The sequence below is a fragment of the Pseudomonas sp. genome (assembly GCF_048269965.1).
Taxonomy (GTDB): domain Bacteria; phylum Pseudomonadota; class Gammaproteobacteria; order Pseudomonadales; family Pseudomonadaceae; genus Aquipseudomonas.
In genome coordinates, this window is sequence record NZ_JBLWTV010000015.1 from 74,842 (window position 1) to 91,150 (window position 16,309).

At 61.0% G+C, this 16,309-nt stretch carries 16 protein-coding genes; 8 read left to right on the forward strand and 8 right to left on the reverse strand.

The window, feature by feature from the left end; translation table 11 throughout:
* The first annotated feature begins 25 nt into the window (after positions 1–25).
* The 7 genes from ribF to ispH are packed head-to-tail and all read left to right on the forward strand — an operon-like array spanning position 26 to position 6,247.
* Positions 26–976, forward strand: a complete 951-nt coding sequence (ribF, locus tag ACN0X6_RS17280; protein WP_417705791.1) for a bifunctional riboflavin kinase/FAD synthetase — start codon at positions 26–28, stop codon at positions 974–976.
* Complete coding sequence (ileS, locus tag ACN0X6_RS17285; protein ID WP_417705793.1) at positions 973–3,807, forward strand: isoleucine--tRNA ligase; 2,835 nt, start codon at positions 973–975, stop codon at positions 3,805–3,807. Before ribF ends, ileS begins: the two co-directional genes overlap by 4 nt.
* Positions 3,800–4,309 carry a signal peptidase II gene (gene lspA, locus ACN0X6_RS17290; RefSeq protein ID WP_059390538.1) on the forward strand — a complete coding sequence of 170 codons (510 nt, stop codon included), beginning with the start codon at positions 3,800–3,802 and terminating at the stop codon, positions 4,307–4,309. The genes ileS and lspA overlap by 8 nt, the downstream gene beginning before the upstream one ends.
* Positions 4,306–4,752 carry an FKBP-type peptidyl-prolyl cis-trans isomerase gene (locus ACN0X6_RS17295; protein WP_417705796.1) on the forward strand — a complete coding sequence of 149 codons (447 nt, stop codon included), beginning with the start codon at positions 4,306–4,308 and terminating at the stop codon, positions 4,750–4,752. Before lspA ends, ACN0X6_RS17295 begins: the two co-directional genes overlap by 4 nt.
* A 29-nt stretch (positions 4,753–4,781) precedes the next feature.
* A complete protein-coding gene (locus ACN0X6_RS17300) occupies positions 4,782–4,976 on the forward strand; it encodes a stability determinant (protein ID WP_417705798.1) in 195 nt (64 codons plus the stop codon).
* Positions 4,976–5,251 carry a type II toxin-antitoxin system RelE/ParE family toxin gene (locus ACN0X6_RS17305; RefSeq protein ID WP_417705800.1) on the forward strand — a complete coding sequence of 92 codons (276 nt, stop codon included), beginning with the start codon at positions 4,976–4,978 and terminating at the stop codon, positions 5,249–5,251. Before ACN0X6_RS17300 ends, ACN0X6_RS17305 begins: the two co-directional genes overlap by 1 nt.
* Positions 5,252–5,302: 51 nt before the next feature.
* Entirely contained in the window at positions 5,303–6,247 is a 945-nt protein-coding gene (gene ispH / locus ACN0X6_RS17310; protein WP_417705802.1) for a 4-hydroxy-3-methylbut-2-enyl diphosphate reductase, read from the forward strand.
* Positions 6,248–6,340: 93 nt separating this feature from the next.
* Here the strand turns inward: ispH and ACN0X6_RS17315 are convergent, their stop codons facing one another.
* The 7 genes from ACN0X6_RS17315 to ACN0X6_RS17345 form a co-directional block, all read right to left on the reverse strand.
* Complete coding sequence (locus ACN0X6_RS17315) at positions 6,341–6,766, reverse strand: type IV pilin protein (protein ID WP_417705804.1); 426 nt, start codon at positions 6,764–6,766, stop codon at positions 6,341–6,343.
* A gap of 2 nt (positions 6,767–6,768) precedes the next feature.
* A complete protein-coding gene (locus ACN0X6_RS17320; RefSeq protein WP_417705806.1) occupies positions 6,769–10,347 on the reverse strand; it encodes a pilus assembly protein in 3,579 nt (1,192 codons plus the stop codon).
* A gap of 146 nt (positions 10,348–10,493) precedes the next feature.
* Positions 10,494–11,141 carry a PilX N-terminal domain-containing pilus assembly protein gene (locus ACN0X6_RS17325; protein WP_417705808.1) on the reverse strand — a complete coding sequence of 216 codons (648 nt, stop codon included), beginning with the start codon at positions 11,139–11,141 and terminating at the stop codon, positions 10,494–10,496.
* Entirely contained in the window at positions 11,138–11,986 is an 849-nt protein-coding gene (locus ACN0X6_RS17330) for a PilW family protein (RefSeq protein ID WP_417705809.1), read from the reverse strand. The genes ACN0X6_RS17325 and ACN0X6_RS17330 overlap by 4 nt, the downstream gene beginning before the upstream one ends.
* Positions 11,983–12,543: a type IV pilus modification protein PilV gene (gene pilV / locus ACN0X6_RS17335; protein WP_417705811.1), complete on the reverse strand. Its 561-nt coding sequence runs from the start codon at positions 12,541–12,543 to the stop codon at positions 11,983–11,985. The genes ACN0X6_RS17330 and pilV overlap by 4 nt, the downstream gene beginning before the upstream one ends.
* 8 nt (positions 12,544–12,551) lie before the next feature.
* Positions 12,552–13,040 carry a GspH/FimT family pseudopilin gene (locus ACN0X6_RS17340; protein ID WP_417705813.1) on the reverse strand — a complete coding sequence of 163 codons (489 nt, stop codon included), beginning with the start codon at positions 13,038–13,040 and terminating at the stop codon, positions 12,552–12,554.
* Between the two features lie 141 nt (positions 13,041–13,181).
* Positions 13,182–13,691, reverse strand: coding sequence for a GspH/FimT family protein (locus tag ACN0X6_RS17345; RefSeq protein WP_417705815.1), 510 nt, complete (start codon positions 13,689–13,691; stop codon positions 13,182–13,184).
* Between the two features lie 89 nt (positions 13,692–13,780).
* Between ACN0X6_RS17345 and thiO the strand changes: the two genes are divergently transcribed.
* Positions 13,781–14,875, forward strand: a complete 1,095-nt coding sequence (gene thiO, locus ACN0X6_RS17350; protein WP_417705817.1) for a glycine oxidase ThiO — start codon at positions 13,781–13,783, stop codon at positions 14,873–14,875.
* A 93-nt stretch (positions 14,876–14,968) separates the two neighbouring features.
* Here thiO and ACN0X6_RS17355 read toward each other — a convergent pair whose 3' ends face one another.
* The gene (locus ACN0X6_RS17355; protein WP_417705819.1) at positions 14,969–16,309 is read right to left on the reverse strand and encodes a sigma-54-dependent transcriptional regulator; all 1,341 of its coding nucleotides are present in this window, start codon (positions 16,307–16,309) and stop codon (positions 14,969–14,971) included.

Below are 16,309 nucleotides of genomic sequence, written 5' to 3' on the forward strand. Positions count from 1 at the left end.
CCACTTTGTGAACAAGAAGCGTGCTATGCAGCTGGTTCGAGGTCTTCATAACCTGCAGCCCCAGGCGCGGGGCTGTGTGGTTACCATCGGTAATTTCGACGGCGTTCATCGTGGGCACCAGGCCATCCTGGGGCGCCTGCGTGAGCGTGCCGCAGAATTGGCCGTGCCCAGTTGCGTGGTGATCTTCGAGCCGCAGCCGCGTGAATTCTTCGGCCCGGATACCGCGCCGGCACGCCTGACCCGCCTGCGTGACAAGCTCGCGTTGCTGGCTGCCGAAGGCGTCGACATGGTGCTGTGCCTGGCCTTCAATCGCCGCCTGCGCGAACTGTCGGCAGCCGAGTTCGTCCAGCGCGTGCTGGTCGATGGGCTCAAGGTGAAGGATCTGGAGATCGGTGACGATTTCCGCTTCGGTTGCGACCGCGCCGGGGATTTCGAATTTCTCAAGGCCGCCGGCCTGCGCCACGGCTTCAGCGTCGATGCCTCGACCACCGTCGAAGTGCTGGGTGGCCGGGTCAGCAGTACGCGTGTGCGCCAGGCACTGGCCGATGGCGATTTCGAACTGGCCGAAGCCTTGCTCGGTCGACCGTTCCGTATCGCCGGGCGCGTCTTGCACGGACAGAAGCTCGGCCGCCAGCTCGATGCGCCCACCGCCAACGTCCAGCTCAAGCGGCGCAAGGTGCCGCTGACCGGCGTCTATCTGGTGAGCTGCGAAGTCGATGGCGTGATTCAACCGGGCGTCGCCAATATTGGCGTGCGACCCAGCGTTGCCGGTGACGGCAGCGCCCATCTGGAAGTTCACCTTCTGGATTTTGCCGGCGATCTGTATGGCCGGCGTCTCTCGGTGGCTTTCCACCACAAGCTGCGTGATGAGCAGCGTTTCGCCTCGCTGGAGGCCTTGAAGGCGGCGATTGCCGCCGATATCGCCGCTGCCCGTGATTATTGGCAGAGCCACCCGCTGATGAAGAGCCCGAAATGACCGACTACAAAGCTACGCTGAACCTGCCCGATACCCAGTTCCCGATGAAGGCCGGCCTGCCGCAACGCGAGCCGCAGACCCTGCAGCGCTGGAACGAGATTGGTCTGTATAGCAAGCTGCGCAAGATTGGCGAAGATCGGCCGAAGTTCGTCCTGCACGACGGCCCGCCCTATGCCAACGGCAGCATCCACATCGGTCATGCGCTGAACAAGATCCTCAAGGACATCATCACCCGTTCCAAGACCATGGCCGGCTTCGATGCGCCCTATGTGCCGGGCTGGGACTGCCATGGCCTGCCGATCGAGCACAAGGTCGAAACCACCTTCGGCAAGAACCAGCCGGCGGACCTGACCCGTGAGCGCTGCCGCACCTATGCGGCCGAGCAGGTCGAAGAGCAGAAAGCCAACTTCATCCGTCTTGGTGTGCTGGGTGACTGGGACAACCCGTACCTGACCATGAACTTCGCCAACGAGGCCGGCGAGATCCGCGCGCTGGCGGAGATGGTCAAGAACGGCTTCGTGTTCAAGGGGCTCAAGCCGGTCAACTTCTGCTTCGACTGTGGCTCGGCGCTGGCTGAGGCCGAAGTCGAGTATCAGGACAAGAAATCCGAAGCCATCGACGTCGCCTTCCCGGTCGAAGATGCCGACAAGCTGGCCGCTGCCTTCGGCTTGAGCGAGTTGAGCAAACCGACCGCCATCGTCATCTGGACCACCACGCCCTGGACCATCCCGGCCAACCAGGCGCTCAACGCACACCCGGAATTTACTTACGCCCTGGTCGACACCGGCGAGCGCATCCTGCTGCTGGCCGAGGAAATGGTTGCAAGCTGCCTGCAGCGCTACGACCTGCAAGGCACGGTGATCGCCACTGCACCCGGTTCGGCGCTGGAACTGATCAACTTCCGCCACCCGTTCTATGATCGTCTGTCGCCGCTGTACCTGGCCGAGTACGTCGAGCTGGGTGCCGGTACGGGTATCGTCCACTCGGCGCCGGCCTACGGTGAGGACGACTTCCGCACCTGCAAAGCCTACGGCATGAGTAACGACGAGATCCTCAATCCGGTGCAGAGCAACGGTGTCTACGTCGACTCGCTGCCGTTCTTCGGCGGCCAGTTCATCTGGAAGGCCAACCCGGCCATCGTCGAGAAACTCGCCGAAGTCGGTGCGTTGCTCAAGCACGCCACCATCAGCCACAGCTACATGCACTGCTGGCGCCACAAGACGCCGCTGATCTACCGCGCCACCGCGCAGTGGTTCGTCGGCATGGATACCAAGCCGAAAGACGGCGCCACCTTGCGTGAGCGTTCGCTGGCCGCCATCGAAGATACCAAGTTCGTCCCGGCCTGGGGACAGGCGCGTCTGCACAGCATGATCGCCGGCCGCCCGGACTGGTGCATCTCGCGTCAGCGCAACTGGGGCGTGCCGATCCCGTTCTTCACCCATAAGGAAAGCGGCGAGCTGCATCCGCGCACCGTCGAGCTGATGGAAGAGGTCGCCAAGCGTGTCGAGCAGGAAGGCATCGAGGCCTGGTTCAAACTGGACGCCACCGAGCTGCTGGGCGCCGAGGCCGACCAGTACGACAAGAGCCGCGACACCCTGGACGTGTGGTTCGACTCCGGCACCACCCACTGGCACGTACTGCGCGGCTCCCACGCCGAGCTGGCGCATGCCGATGGTCCGGCTGCCGACCTCTATCTGGAGGGCTCCGACCAGCACCGTGGCTGGTTCCATTCATCCTTGCTGACCGGTTGCGCCATCGATGGCCATGCCCCCTACAAGGAGCTGCTGACACACGGTTTCACCGTCGACGAGCAGGGCCGCAAGCAGTCCAAGTCGCTCGGCAATGTGGTCGCACCGCAGAAGGTGATCGACAGCATGGGTGCCGACATCCTGCGCCTGTGGGTCGCCTCCACCGACTACTCCGGTGAAATGGCCGTCTCCGACCAGATCCTGCAGCGCAGCGCCGATGCCTACCGGCGTATCCGTAACACTGCGCGCTTCATGCTGGCCAACCTCAACGGCTTCGACCCGGCCAGGGACCTGCTGCAACCCGAGCAGATGCTCGACCTCGACCGTTGGGCCGTCGACGCCGCCCTGCGCCTGCAGGAAGAGATCATCGAGGCCTACGCCGACTACCGTTTCTGGAACGTCTACTCCAAGGTGCACAACTTCTGCGTGCAGGAGCTGGGCGGTTTCTACCTGGACATCATCAAGGATCGCCAGTACACCACCGCTGCTGACAGCGTGGCGCGTCGCTCCTGCCAGAGCGCGCTGTTCCATATCAGCGAGGCGCTGGTGCGCTGGATCGCGCCGATCCTGGCCTTCACCGCCGAGGAAATCTGGCAGTTCCTGCCGGGCGAGCGCAACGAATCGGTGATGCTCAATACCTGGTACGCCGGCCTTGAGCGCCTGCCGGAAGGTTTCGCTCTGGATCGTGCCTATTGGGACCGCGTCATGCAGGTCAAGGCTGCGGTCAACAAGGAACTGGAGAACCTGCGCACGGCCAAGGCCATCGGTGCCAGCCTGCAGGCGGAAGTGACCCTGTTCTGCGACGAGGCCAAGCAGGCCGACCTGGCCAAGCTCGGTGACGAGCTGCGTTTCGCCCTGATCACCTCGGCGGCGCAGACCGCGCCGCTGGCCGATGCGCCGAGTGATGCGGTGGTGACCGAGGTCGAAGGCCTGAAGCTGAAGATCCTCAAGTCCGCCCATGCCAAGTGCGGTCGTTGCTGGCACTTCCGCGCCGACGTCGGCAGCCATGCCGCGCACCCGGAGCTGTGCGGTCGTTGCGTGAGCAACATCGAAGGCATCGGTGAGGTGCGCAAGCATGCCTGAGTCCTCGCGTTTCGGGCATCTGCCCTGGCTGCTGCTGAGCGTGCTGATCCTGGTCGCCGACCGGGTGACCAAGGACATCTTCGAGGGCACGCTGAGCATGTATCAGCGCATCGAAGTCATTCCGGGCTACTTCGACTGGACCCTGGCCTACAACACCGGTGCGGCATTCAGCTTCCTGGCCGATGCCGCCGGCTGGCAGCGCTGGTTCTTCGCGGCCATCGCCATCGTCGTCAGCGTCGTGCTGGTGATCTGGCTCAAGCGCCTCAAGCGTCATGAGACCCTGCTGGCGGTAGCGCTGGCCATGGTCCTGGGCGGCGCGCTGGGCAACCTGTATGACCGCGTGGTGCTTGGTCACGTGGTCGACTTCATTCTGGTGCACTGGCAGAGCCGCTGGTTCTTCCCGGCGTTCAACCTGGCCGACACCTTCATCACCATCGGTGCCATCCTGCTGGCGCTGGATATGTTCAAGAGCGACAAGTCCGCGAAGGAGGCTGCGCAATGACAGACGTACGCATCGGGCCGGACAGGGAAGTGACCCTGCATTTTGCCCTCAAGCTGGAAAACGGCGATGTGGTCGACAGCACGTTCGACAAGCAGCCGGCGACCTTCAAGGTCGGCGACGGCAACCTGCTGCCAGGCTTCGAGCAAGCGCTATATGGCTTCAAGGCCGGCGACAAACGCAGCGTGCAGGTGCAGCCGGAGCAGGGCTTCGGCCAACCGAATCCGCAGAACGTGCAGATCATGCCGCGTAGCCAGTTCGACGGCATGGAGCTCTCCGAAGGGCTGCTGGTGATCTTCAATGACGCCGCCAATACCGAGTTGCCGGGCGTGGTCAAGGCGTTCGATGACAAGCAGGTCACCATCGACTTCAATCATCCGCTGGCCGGCAAGGTGCTCGACTTCGATGTGGAGATCATCGAGGTCAAGGCGCTAAATGCGGTGTAGACTGGATTTCTCACACGGAGGCCACCCTTATGAGTGTGCAACTTTCCCCCATCGTGTCGGAGTTCGAGACGCAGGAGCAGGCAGATCGTCATGATCGCTGGTTCCGCCGCAAGGTACAGGAGTCCCTGGATGACTCGCGCCCTGGCGTTCCGCATGACCAGGTAATGGCTGAGATGGAAGCCATCATCACCCAGGCCGAAGCTCGGCGGCGGGGTCTTGGCTAATGCTGCCGATCATCTGGCGCGATAGCGCCAGAGCCGACTTGGCGGAAATCATCCGCTATATCGCTGACGAAGCTCCTCAGGCTGCCAGGCAGCTAAAGAGCTACTTGGAGTCTGCCGTCCTGCCGTTGGCCGATCACCCCTATCTGTATCGTCCCGGTCGGATTCCTGGCACTCGCGAGCTGGTCGCCCACCCCAATTATGTCCTGGTCTACAGAGTGGCGGCCGATTGCATAGAAGTGGTCAGCGTCCTTCATTCTCGCCAAGAATATCCCTGAGCGTTTCTACCGCACCGCATTCAATGCGCGGCGTTAATCGAGACAGTCAATATGCATATCAAACTCGCCAACCCCCGCGGCTTCTGCGCCGGTGTCGATCGCGCCATCGAAATCGTCAACCGCGCGCTGGAAGTCTTCGGCCCACCGATCTACGTGCGCCATGAAGTGGTGCACAACAAGTTCGTGGTCGAAGACCTGCGTGCCCGTGGCGCGGTGTTCGTCGAAGAGCTGGATCAGGTGCCGGACGACGTCATCGTCATCTTCAGCGCTCATGGCGTCTCCAAGGCCGTGCGCGACGAAGCGGCGCGTCGTGGCCTCAAGGTGTTCGACGCCACCTGCCCGCTGGTGACCAAGGTGCATATGGAAGTGGTGCGCTACAGCCGTGAAGGCCGCGAGTGCATCCTCATTGGCCACGAAGGCCATCCGGAAGTCGAAGGCACCATGGGCCAGTACGACGCGAGCAACGGCGGTACCATCTACCTGGTGGAAGACGAGGCGGATGTCGCTGAGCTGCAGGTGCGCAACCCCGAAAACCTGGCGTTCGTGACCCAGACCACCCTGTCGATGGACGACACCAGCAAGGTGATCGACGCCCTGCGCACCAGGTTTCCCGCCATTGGCGGCCCGCGCAAGGACGACATCTGCTACGCCACACAGAACCGCCAGGACGCGGTCAAGCAGCTGGCCAGCGACTGCGATGTGCTGCTGGTCGTCGGCAGCCCGAACAGCTCCAACTCCAACCGCCTGCGCGAACTGGCCGAGCGCATGGGGACTCCGGCCTACCTGATCGACGGCGCCGAAGATCTCAAGCGTGAGTGGTTCGATGGCGTGAGTGGCATCGGCATCACCGCGGGCGCTTCCGCGCCGGAAGTACTGGTACGTGGCGTGGTCGAGCAACTGCGCACCTGGGGCGCGGCAGGGGAGACCGAACTGGATGGCCGGCCGGAGAACATTACCTTTTCGATGCCGAAGGAGTTGAGGGTGAAAGCGCTCTGAGCGCTGCTCGTTCCTGCTTCGATAAAGTCAGCGATTCAAAATAAAAAATGCCCCGGTTTCCACAGAAACCGGGGCATTTTTTTCCAGCTTATGTCAACGCCAGCAGTCGGCTGTACTCATGCCGCTCCCGCTGCTGCCCCTGACTCCGCGGGCGTTCAGGGTCAGGTTCCCGCACTTGGTATCGTCGAACTGCTGATTGGCGGTCAGCGTATAGCCACCATCATCGTCGACTTTGCTGAGCGCCAATTCGTATTTGCCGGTCTCTGAGGTATTTCCATTCTTCAGCGCGAGTTTGCCAACGTCGGCGTCACTGGTGACGTAAGCATTGTTCTGCGAAAAATAGCGTTCCTGGCGTGCCGAGACGTCATTGAGGAATGCCTGGCCCTCGCTGCGGTTACCGCGTTTGACGTACTCGCTGTAGTTTGGGTACGCGATGGCGGCCAATATGCCGATGATCAGTACCACGATCATCACTTCTATCAGGGTGAAACCCTGCTGTCGGTTCAACTGCTTGCTCATGTTTAGTCCTCAGTCTCCACGCGCCGCCAGGTCTGGCGACCGATGCTGGACGGATCGGGATAGATATTCGTGCAGGTCTGGCCAGTGCAGTACTGGAAGCCACCGTCGGAGTTCTGCGATATGGTACCGCCACCTTCGCCGTCCTGACGAACTGCAGAAATATTGGTGCTCTCGGCCTCACCCGTCGGCGTGTAACCGAACGAGTTCTGAGGGGTTCGTCCGCCGGTGAATGGGTTGAGCGCATACGTCCAGTTGGCTGCACCATCGCCGCACGGATCGTCATTGGGGACCAGAGACTGCATGAAAATGGTCCGGCCCAGCTGAGACATGTTCTCCACGACCATCTCACCATCGTTTTGCACCAGGTTCAGGTACCAGCCGTTCTGCGTACTCCAGTCCATGGCGTTGTTACTGATAACGCGGCCCTGACGAGTGCTGCCGTCCGCGGCGCTTACAGTGGTCTGCTCGCTGATGCTCTGCTGTTGCAGGCTGCTGCGGTTGATTCCCGGGTTGCTGGAGGGCTGGCCCCGGGTTTGTTTGTCCCAGATGCCATAGACCGTCTGGGCAATGTTCTTGTTGCCTTCCTTGTCACCCGTTTCGAAGAACTTGCCAGTGCCGAAGACCACCAGATAGCCCGTGCCGGTGGGGTGCAATACCAGGCTCGGTGCCGAGGTAATGGGCTGTGGAGTGCTGTTGAAGGTGGCACTGAACAGTGGATTGCCGCCATAAGCGACCTTGAAGTCGGAGATCGCCGTCTCGCTGTCATCTTCACGGGTAAAGGGTGTGTCTTCGCTACGGCCGCTGCGCAGAAGATCGAAACGCCATACATTGCCCTGCAGGTCGCCGGCATAGGCATAGTCGGCTACGCCGTCAGCGTTGAAGTCGCCGAGTTTGGCTGACGACAGGCCGTTGGCGACACCGTCGGTGCCTTGCACCTCGAGGCTCTTGAGCAGGTTGCCCTCCAAGGCATCGATGACGAACAGTGCGGCTTTGCCGCTGGTATTGCCCGCGCTGTCGTAACCGTTGCCGATCACCACCGCCCACTTGCCAGTGTGCAGGCGTGCGATCGTCGGCTGTGCGAAGCTGTAGCCCATCTTCACCGTCGCTTCGCTGAGCTTGCTGTCGTCAAATTCCCACAGCAGTTTTTCTTCGCCGGGCGTCGTGATGTCGAGGGCGAAAATGGACTTTCCCCCTGCCTTGAGCGTGCCGACCAGAATGGTGCGCCATTCGGTGCCGGTAAAGACATCGCCTACCACCGGGGTGCCATCTACATAGAATTCATGGCTGTAGTTGCTACCCGTGAGTTTATTCAGTTTGTTGAACACACTGCTGGGAATGAAGGCGAACTCTTCCGCGCCGGTTTTGGCATTGAAGGCATGCAGCATGCCGTCGTTGCCGCCGACATAGAGTCGGGGAGTGCGCTTGGCTGCTTCTGTGGCGAACTCGCTGTAAGTATTGGTGTTTTCGAGGGCATTGGTCACGTTGACCAGGTAGCGCGCCCCGCTGACCACGGCAGGCGTGGAGGAAAAGAAGTCGCCCAGCACACCGCTGCGCTGACGGAAGGTGGTGCCTTCGCCACTGCGGTTGCCACGCAGGTATTCCAGACGCTGCTCTGCCCGGTCGTCGACGACGTTGCTGTTTTCCGGGTCGCGACTGAGCCAGTAGGCGAGCGTGCCTACGGTGCTGGCAGAGCCTGCGTTGGCCCAGGTGAAATTCACCATGCCATTGTTGCTGTCGCCAGCGATCTTGATATTGCGGCTGGCCCACGCCGGGACCTGGGACTCAGCGCTCCAGATTTGAGCGGTTTCGAAGGCATTGTTTTGTGCGTTCCAGGACTTCTCGAAACGCTTCACATCACCCGACCAGTTGTCGTCGCTGGCGTAGGAGGTCTGGTACGACACGGTGATGACCTTGCCCTCATCGTTTTCGTCTGCACTGACCTGGCCGGAGTTGATCGCCGGGCGGGCCGCAGTGGATTTGCGATCGGCAATTCGTTTGAGGATGTCATCGAAGGCCTGCACCATGGCCTCGGGGCTGTCCACGCTGAAGAACTCGCCGCGTGAGTTGATCGCGGCATGCCACAGGTCATAGACGTTGTTGGCGCTGCTGCTGGAGGCCGCCGGCCAGTCCGCTGTGCCGGACACGAGGCTGCTGTAACCCGTACCGGCGAAGGTGCTGCCAGCCCAGGGCACGTTGGCGTTGTTGAGCGACTGGGTCAGGCCCAGGCCCATGACGAAGTTGGTCATGTGTTGCCAGGTGGCTGGGTCGTTACGCGGGTCCCAGTAATCGGTGGTCGCATCGCCGCTCTTGAAAGGAATGTAGGCGGGGATGCGATTACCCAGGTTGGGGTTGAGGTCAGTGGCCCAGTAATGCATGGCCAGGTCGGCCAGTGTTTCGGCAGTCGTGTCGTAGTAGGGGCGACGTTGACTATAGGCGCGACTGTCCGGCAGGTTGAAGGTTGACGCGTCGTCACGGAAATTGCTGGGCATGCTGGTGGTGGCGTTCCACATGCCGTCGGTCATCAGAATGTGGTAACTGGCGCGGCAGGAATAAGTATTTTGCGTGGTATTACCGCTGCCGTTGGGGTTCTTCTGCCAGGGGGTGTCAGTGGTGAGGAACTCGCCGGCACGTTTCAGCGCAGCTGGCAGCGGAGTGCTCTGGTTGAAGTTGATATCCTGCAGCCAGGCATAGAGTTGGCCTCTGTGAGCGGGCGAGTATTCTTTAAAGGCATTGTTGTAGCAGCTGCTGGTATCGCTACCATCGAATGAGGTGCAGCCAGCTCCAGTGGACTCGTTACCCAGGCCCTGCCAACTCATACGTACCGAAGACGACAGGTCATAGAAGGCAAGCGCTGCTGCGGAAACCGTCACCAGGGCGCGGTTACGATAGAAGGAATACCAGTTGGCGAAATTCTGCTGCTGCTCAGCGCTGACGAAGTTCAGTCTGTAGCAGTCGTCGTTGGCCGTGGTGCAGTTACTGGCCAGCGTGGCATCGTAGGTGTAGTAGTAGGCTGGTACTCCAGCTCTCAACCAGCCGCCGGTATATCTTCCGTTGTTACTATTATATGAACAGGTTCCATTCGCCCAGCCGCTGGTAGTGGCCGTGCAGTTTATTGTCGGGTTCCAAGAATTTCCGGTATTGGCTGTGCGCGTTATGGTTACTACTCGACCTGCGCTTGTACAATCTTTGCTTTGTCCTACATTCAGGGACGTTACTGAGCAGGATGGAAAGTCAGCGGAGGGGTTTTCACCCAGACGGTTGGATGTATTGCTGTAACCATAGGTGGTGGCCTGGGTGCTTCGCAGGTCGTAACTCCAGGTGAACCGGTAGTTGTTGCTCAGGTCGATGCCGCCGTATGTGCTCTTGAAGCCATTCAATAGCGCGTTGCTGTAACTGGTGGACAACTGCTGCTCGACGCCAGCAGTGGTGAACACGGTCGGGGCGCGATAGGTGATAGTGGGGTTGAAGTACAGCGGGTTGAAGGCGCTCGACTTGGCCCGACGGGTTGCATGAGTATCGTTGACGTTATCGGGTGCGAAAGCCCAGCGCATACTGCCCGAGTCATCCAGCGTCACCAGCATGTTCGGCGGCACGCCGACGGTAAGACTGAGCGGTGTCTGGGATACATCGGCATAGCTGTTTGCCGCACTGAGCAGGGCGATGCCGAACAGGGTGCTGGCCAATGTCTTGGCGCGAATGTCACGAATGGCGTTCATGTTGGCTGATCTCAGTTATTGAGGCCGAGGTAGATATTGGCGTGGCTCGACTGTACGTAAGAAACGCCGCCGCTCTGGCCCTCTTTCGGAGTGGCCTTGGCGTTGTTCAGGTAGAAGTAGGTGCCCTGCCCTTCGAGGGCCATGCCATATTCGGCATTGACTGCCGCTGTCTCGCTTTGGCCTGCCAACATGCTGTTCCATTGGGCCGTATGGCTGCCGCTGGGGGCGGTGGTATTGGCTGGGTCGGTACCCCGATAAGGCATCCAGGCCAGGCCGCCATTTGAATTGGCGTCCAGGAAGCTGTCGTTTATTTCCTGAGGCGCTTCCACGAAGTCCTGCAACTTGGCGCCCAGAATTTCCAGCAGGCAGGGTTTGTTCAGGCCGTTGCTCTTCAAGGTGTTGTTGGTGTTGCAGTTGTCGGGGTTGGCGTTGAGCTTGTCGGCCAGGTTGCCTGGACCGTAAAAACGGAATTCCGCTTCACGCAGGCCCGCCTCGGCGACATTGACCAGTTGCACGCTTTGCGCGCGATTGGCGGTGATGCGCGTTTCCAGGGTGACGCTGCGCATGCTGCTGACTGCCAGCAGCGTCAGCACCAGAAGCATGACCAGAGCGACGAGCAGAACGGCGCCGTTTTGGCGGTGACGAGGGAAAGCTGTCATGGCATGAGATTCCTGAGGTTTTGCGTGCTACTGGCGATCTGGTAGATGCGGCGGTTGTCAGCGCTCTGCAGGCGCGTCTTGCTCGCTTCGGGGGCGCCTTCCAGCCATTTGTCCAGTACCAACGAATCATCGTTGTCGCGCAGTTTTGCGCCACTGCTCAGCAGCAGGTTGTAGCGAATGCTGCGAATGGCGCCGGAGTCGGCGGTCCAGTCTTTCTGCGAAATGAAGGTGCTCACTTCCTTATCCAGCGCGTCGTTGTTGCCGACACCAAACTCCAGGCGGATATCGGCAATGCCACTCAAGAGCTCACTGTATTGGGGGGTAGTGGCGTTGAGGTTCTTGCACAGCAATCGTCCCTTTTGCAGGTCGGTGTTACCGCCAGACTCATACTTGAAGGCAAGAATGACCTGGTCGGCGCTGGGGAAGTTACCGGGGAAAGCTTCGGTGTAATTGACACCGCTGCTGCTTCCCTGGCAATCCAGCTCACCGCTTACCTGAGGTTGATAACGGATGCAGAACCCCTCCCCGACGTCAGGGTCCAGGCCTGTTGCCGAGTGTCCAAGCTTGAACTCAAGGCAGTCGCCTCCGGCCGGCCGGCTAGGGAAGCTGGTCTCGATCAGGGCGGCGGGGTTGCGCCGATAACCGGCCTTGCCCAGGTACTGGTCAATGACCAGCGCTGCAAAACGACTGCCTTCGAGGTTGCCCATCTGGTTCAGTTGGAAAACCTGGTTGCGCTTGTTGTCGATGTAGACCTGAGTGATACCGAGAATCAGGAAACTGCTGATAGCGAGGCTGATCAGCAGCTCGATCATTGACAGGCCGTTCTGGCGTTGGCTGCTCTTCATGGCTGAACCCGCACGGTGTAGGTACAAATGGTGGCCTGGGGATCACTGGCGTCCAGGCAGGCGCCCTCACGAACTTGCCAGGCCAGGCGAATTTCAAGCATCGAGCCCTGGTTGTTGTTGCATTGCCCCGGTGTGGCACTGCGGCAGACGTACATATCGCTGGTAAACAGTTCGCTGCCGCCAGGAAGCATTTGCTCGACACGATCAGCCCAGCAATCGCGTTGCTCCATGGCTGTTTTTGCGAGTTCGGTGGCGCTGACGACGCAATCTTCGCGATTGCTGAAATCCTCGGTCTTGGTCTTGTAGAAGGCTGAGGAGCTGCGCATGCCGCTGTTCATGGGGAACGTCGGCGGTACGTTGTTGAACATCAGTTGAGGGTTGGCGCGGACGATCTCGATCAGGTCGTTGGCCAGTTCCACTGCAGTGTTACGTTGTACCGAGTCCTGGGTGTACTGAATGCTGCGGCCCTGCAGTGCGACCATGCCAAGCACGCCGATGGTGGTGAGCAGCAGCGCCACAAGTACTTCGATCAGGCTGAAGCCTTTTGCAGTTGTCATCGTCTTCCTCACAGAGTGCAGCTGTTCAGGTCGTTGCCGTCGGTATTCTTGCCCGCCTGGCTCAGCGTAATAGCGCCACTGGCCTGAATTTGCAGGGAAAACCCTCGCTCGGTATCACCGTCCTTGCAGACGACAAAACTGGCCAGGGTAGCGGTACCGTTGCTTCTGAAACGTACTTCGTCGACGCTGGAATCTATCTGCACCAGCTCGGGGTTCTGGGTGAGCTGGCGGATGACTTCGCCCGAGTTGCGCTTGGCTACCCACAGGTCATCGTCGTCTTCGTCCAGGGCCACCGTGATGCTGGTGTTGCGGCTCACCGCTTCGCCGCGGGCATACAGAAGGAAGGCTTGCAGCTCTTGTGCCTGCGTCTGTATGCGGTTGCGCTCGATGAAGTCCATGAAGTTCGGTACCGCGATAAAGGAGACGATGGCCAGCAGTGCCAGAACGATCATCAGCTCTATCAGGGTAAAACCACGGCTTGTCACTGGGCCTGACATGGTGAACTCCACTATGAATGTCAGGCCAATGCTCGCCTAAATGAGTGCCCGGGTCGCCTGTCGCGGGATAACTGGCGCAAGTGACGGGACGACCGGCGGGCGGTGCACGGAATATTTGCGTCAGTTCACGATTCACAGCGGCTAAATACAGCGGCGGGCCTCGTCAAGGTTTTCTCTGGCGGTGCCTTGGCGGATCCGCCCCTGTCGGCTGATGATCAGTTGCCAGAGCAGTTTGCCGTCGTCCTCACAGAGGATGAAACGACCGTTGCTCAGGGGTGTTTGGCCGTTATCGCGAAACACAATCCGGTCTCTGGAGCCCTTCCAGCGCAGGGGCAAGTCGACTTGATGCAATTGTTCGACTGCGAGGATTTCTTTGCTGGCAGCAACACGTAGAATCCAGCCTTTGTGCCAGTTACCGTCACAGTCGAGGGCATCCGTCGATCCGCATAACTCCATGGAACGACTCTTCAGCACGGCCTGGGTTCTTGCCATCTGCAGGCTGTGGAAGAGTTTCTCGCGCAGCATTCTTTGTTTGTTGCTGGTAACCCACTTGGCGAAGCCTGGTACCGCGTAGGTGCTGAGCAGCGCCAGCAATGCGAGGGTGACGAGGAGTTCGGGGAGGGTTGTGGCTCGTTGCAGCGAGTTGCGCATGGTGAGTATCCCTGCAGTGGTGAGTGCCTTCCTGGCATCGAACAGGTGTAGACCGCTGCTATTAATCTGGCAAGTGTGGAGGCGATAGGGTGAAAAATGTGGTGGTAGTTGGCGGTGGTGCTATCGGCCTGCTGACCAGCCTGTTGTTGGCGCGTGTGGGTGTTGCGGTGGTGCTGACCGAGTCATCCGGTGTCGGCCGCGAATCCTCCTGGGCCGGCGGCGGCATCGTTTCCCCGCTCTATCCCTGGCGTTACAGCGCGGCGGTGACGGCGCTGGCGCATTGGTCGCAGGATTTCTATCCGGGTTTTGCGCGGCAGTTGCTGGAAGGCACCGGTATCGATCCCGAGGTGCATGCCACCGGGTTGTACTGGCTGGATCTCGATGATGAGGCCGAGGCGCTGGCCTGGGCTGCACGCGAGGGGCGTGCGCTTTTTCCAGTGGATATCGCCGAGGCGTATCGACAGGTGCCTGTTCTGGGTGGCGGTTTCAAGCACGCCATCCATATGCCGGGCGTGGCCAATGTGCGTAATCCTCGGTTGGTCAAAGCGTTGCGAGCGGCTTTGGCGGCCATGCCGAACGTGCAGTTGCGTGAGCATTGCCCGGTCACGGGCTTTATCCAGGAGGCGGGTCGGATCTGCGGCGTGACTACGGCCGATGGCGAGATTCGTGCCGAGCGCGTGGTGCTGGCTGCCGGGGCCTGGAGTGGCGAACTGCTCAAAACGCTTGGTCTGGCGTTACCGGTCGAGCCGGTGAAGGGGCAGATGATTCTCTACCAGTGCGCCGAGGACTTTCTGCCCAGCATGGTGTTGGCCAGGGGCCGCTATGCGATCCCGCGGCGTGACGGGCATATCCTGATTGGCAGCACGCTGGAATACGCCGGCTTCGACAAGACGCCGACCGATAATGCGCTGGAAAGCCTGAAAGCCTCGGCCGAAGAACTGTTGCCGGCACTCAAGGGGGCCGAGGTGGTGGGGCATTGGGCCGGTTTGCGCCCCGGCTCGCCCGAAGGCATTCCCTTCATTGGCGAGCTGCCTGCGCATCCCGGTTTGTGGCTCAATTGCGGACATTTCCGCAACGGGCTGGTGTTGGCGCCAGCCTCCTGCCGGCTGTTGGCTGATCTGCTGCTGGGGCGCGAGCCGATCATCGATCCGGCGCCTTATGCGCCAGCGGGGCGGCTGCACTAATACCTTGTTATCCCCGCATCAAGGAGCTTCAGGACTCGGCGCAGGTTGTCTTGATCGCCGGCAAGCCGGCTCCTCCACGCGCGTGCTCCGTGGTCAGTCGATACCCAGTTTCTTCAGACGATAGCGCATCGAACGGAAGGTCAGGCCCAGGCGCTGAGCCGCCGCCGTGCGGTTCCAGCGCGTCTCTTCGAGGGCCTGCATGATCAGCTTGCGCTCGATGTCTTCGAGGTAGTCCTCGAGGTTGTCGATTTGCGCCAGGCTGGCTTCGCCGCCTTCGCTACTCGGGCCGCTGGCATCGGCCAGGCGCAGGTCGCTGGGCGTGATCTGGTCGTCTTCGCAGAGTGTGTAGGCGCGTTCGAGCATGTTTTCCAGCTCGCGCACGTTGCCGGGGAAGCGGTAGTTCTTCAGTTTTTCCAGGGCATCGGGGTGCAGTTTGGCGGCGGCCAGGCCGGTGCCATCGGCCAGGCGCGCGAGCATCACGTCGGCCAGCTGGGCGATGTCTTCGCGACGCTCACGCAGCGGCGGCACGCGCAGTTCGATGACGTTGAGGCGGTAGTAGAGGTCCTGGCGGAAACGGCCGGCCGCGACTTCGGCTGCCAGATCCTTGTGGGTGGCGCAGAGGATGCGCACATCGACCACCACTTCCTGCTGACCACCGACGGCACGCACGGCCTTTTCCTGGATCGCTCGCAGCAGTTTGACCTGCATCGGCAGCGGTAAGTCGGCGACCTCGTCGAGGAACAGGGTGCCGCCATTGGCCGCCTGGAACAGCCCCTGCTTGTCTTCGATGGCGCCGGTGAAACTGCCTTTCTTGTGGCCGAAGAATTCGCTCTCCATCAGCTCCGAGGGAATCGCGCCGCAGTTGACCGGTACGAACGGCTGTTCGACGCGCGGGCCTTGCTCATGGATCAGGCGGGCGACCAGCTCCTTGCCGCTGCCCGATTCGCCGCTGATGTAGACCGGCGCCTGGCTGCGCGAGAGTTTCTGGATCTGCTTGCGCAGCGACTTCATCGGGGGCGATTCGCCGAGCAGACGGCTGTCGACCGGGGTTTCCTCACCCTCGGGAGAGCGAATGCGCAGGGCGGTGGCCACCAGTTCGCGCAGGCGACCGAGGTCGACCGGTTTGGTGAGGAAGTCGAAGGCGCCAGCCTTGAGCGAGTTGATGGCGGTGTCCAGGCTGCCGTAGGCGGTGATCATCGCCACGGGAACCTGTGGGTGGCGCTGCTGGATGTGCTGCACCAGATCCAGGCCGGTGCCATCGGGCAGGCGCATGTCGGTCAGGCACAGGTCGAACGGCTCGCGCGCCAGCCACTCGCGCGCTTCCTTGACGTTGCGGGCGCTGCGGGTGTCCAGCTTCATGCGTCCGAGGGTGATTTCCAGCAGCTCGCGGATATCGGGTTCGTCGTCGACGATCAGGGCTCTCTGACGGTTCAT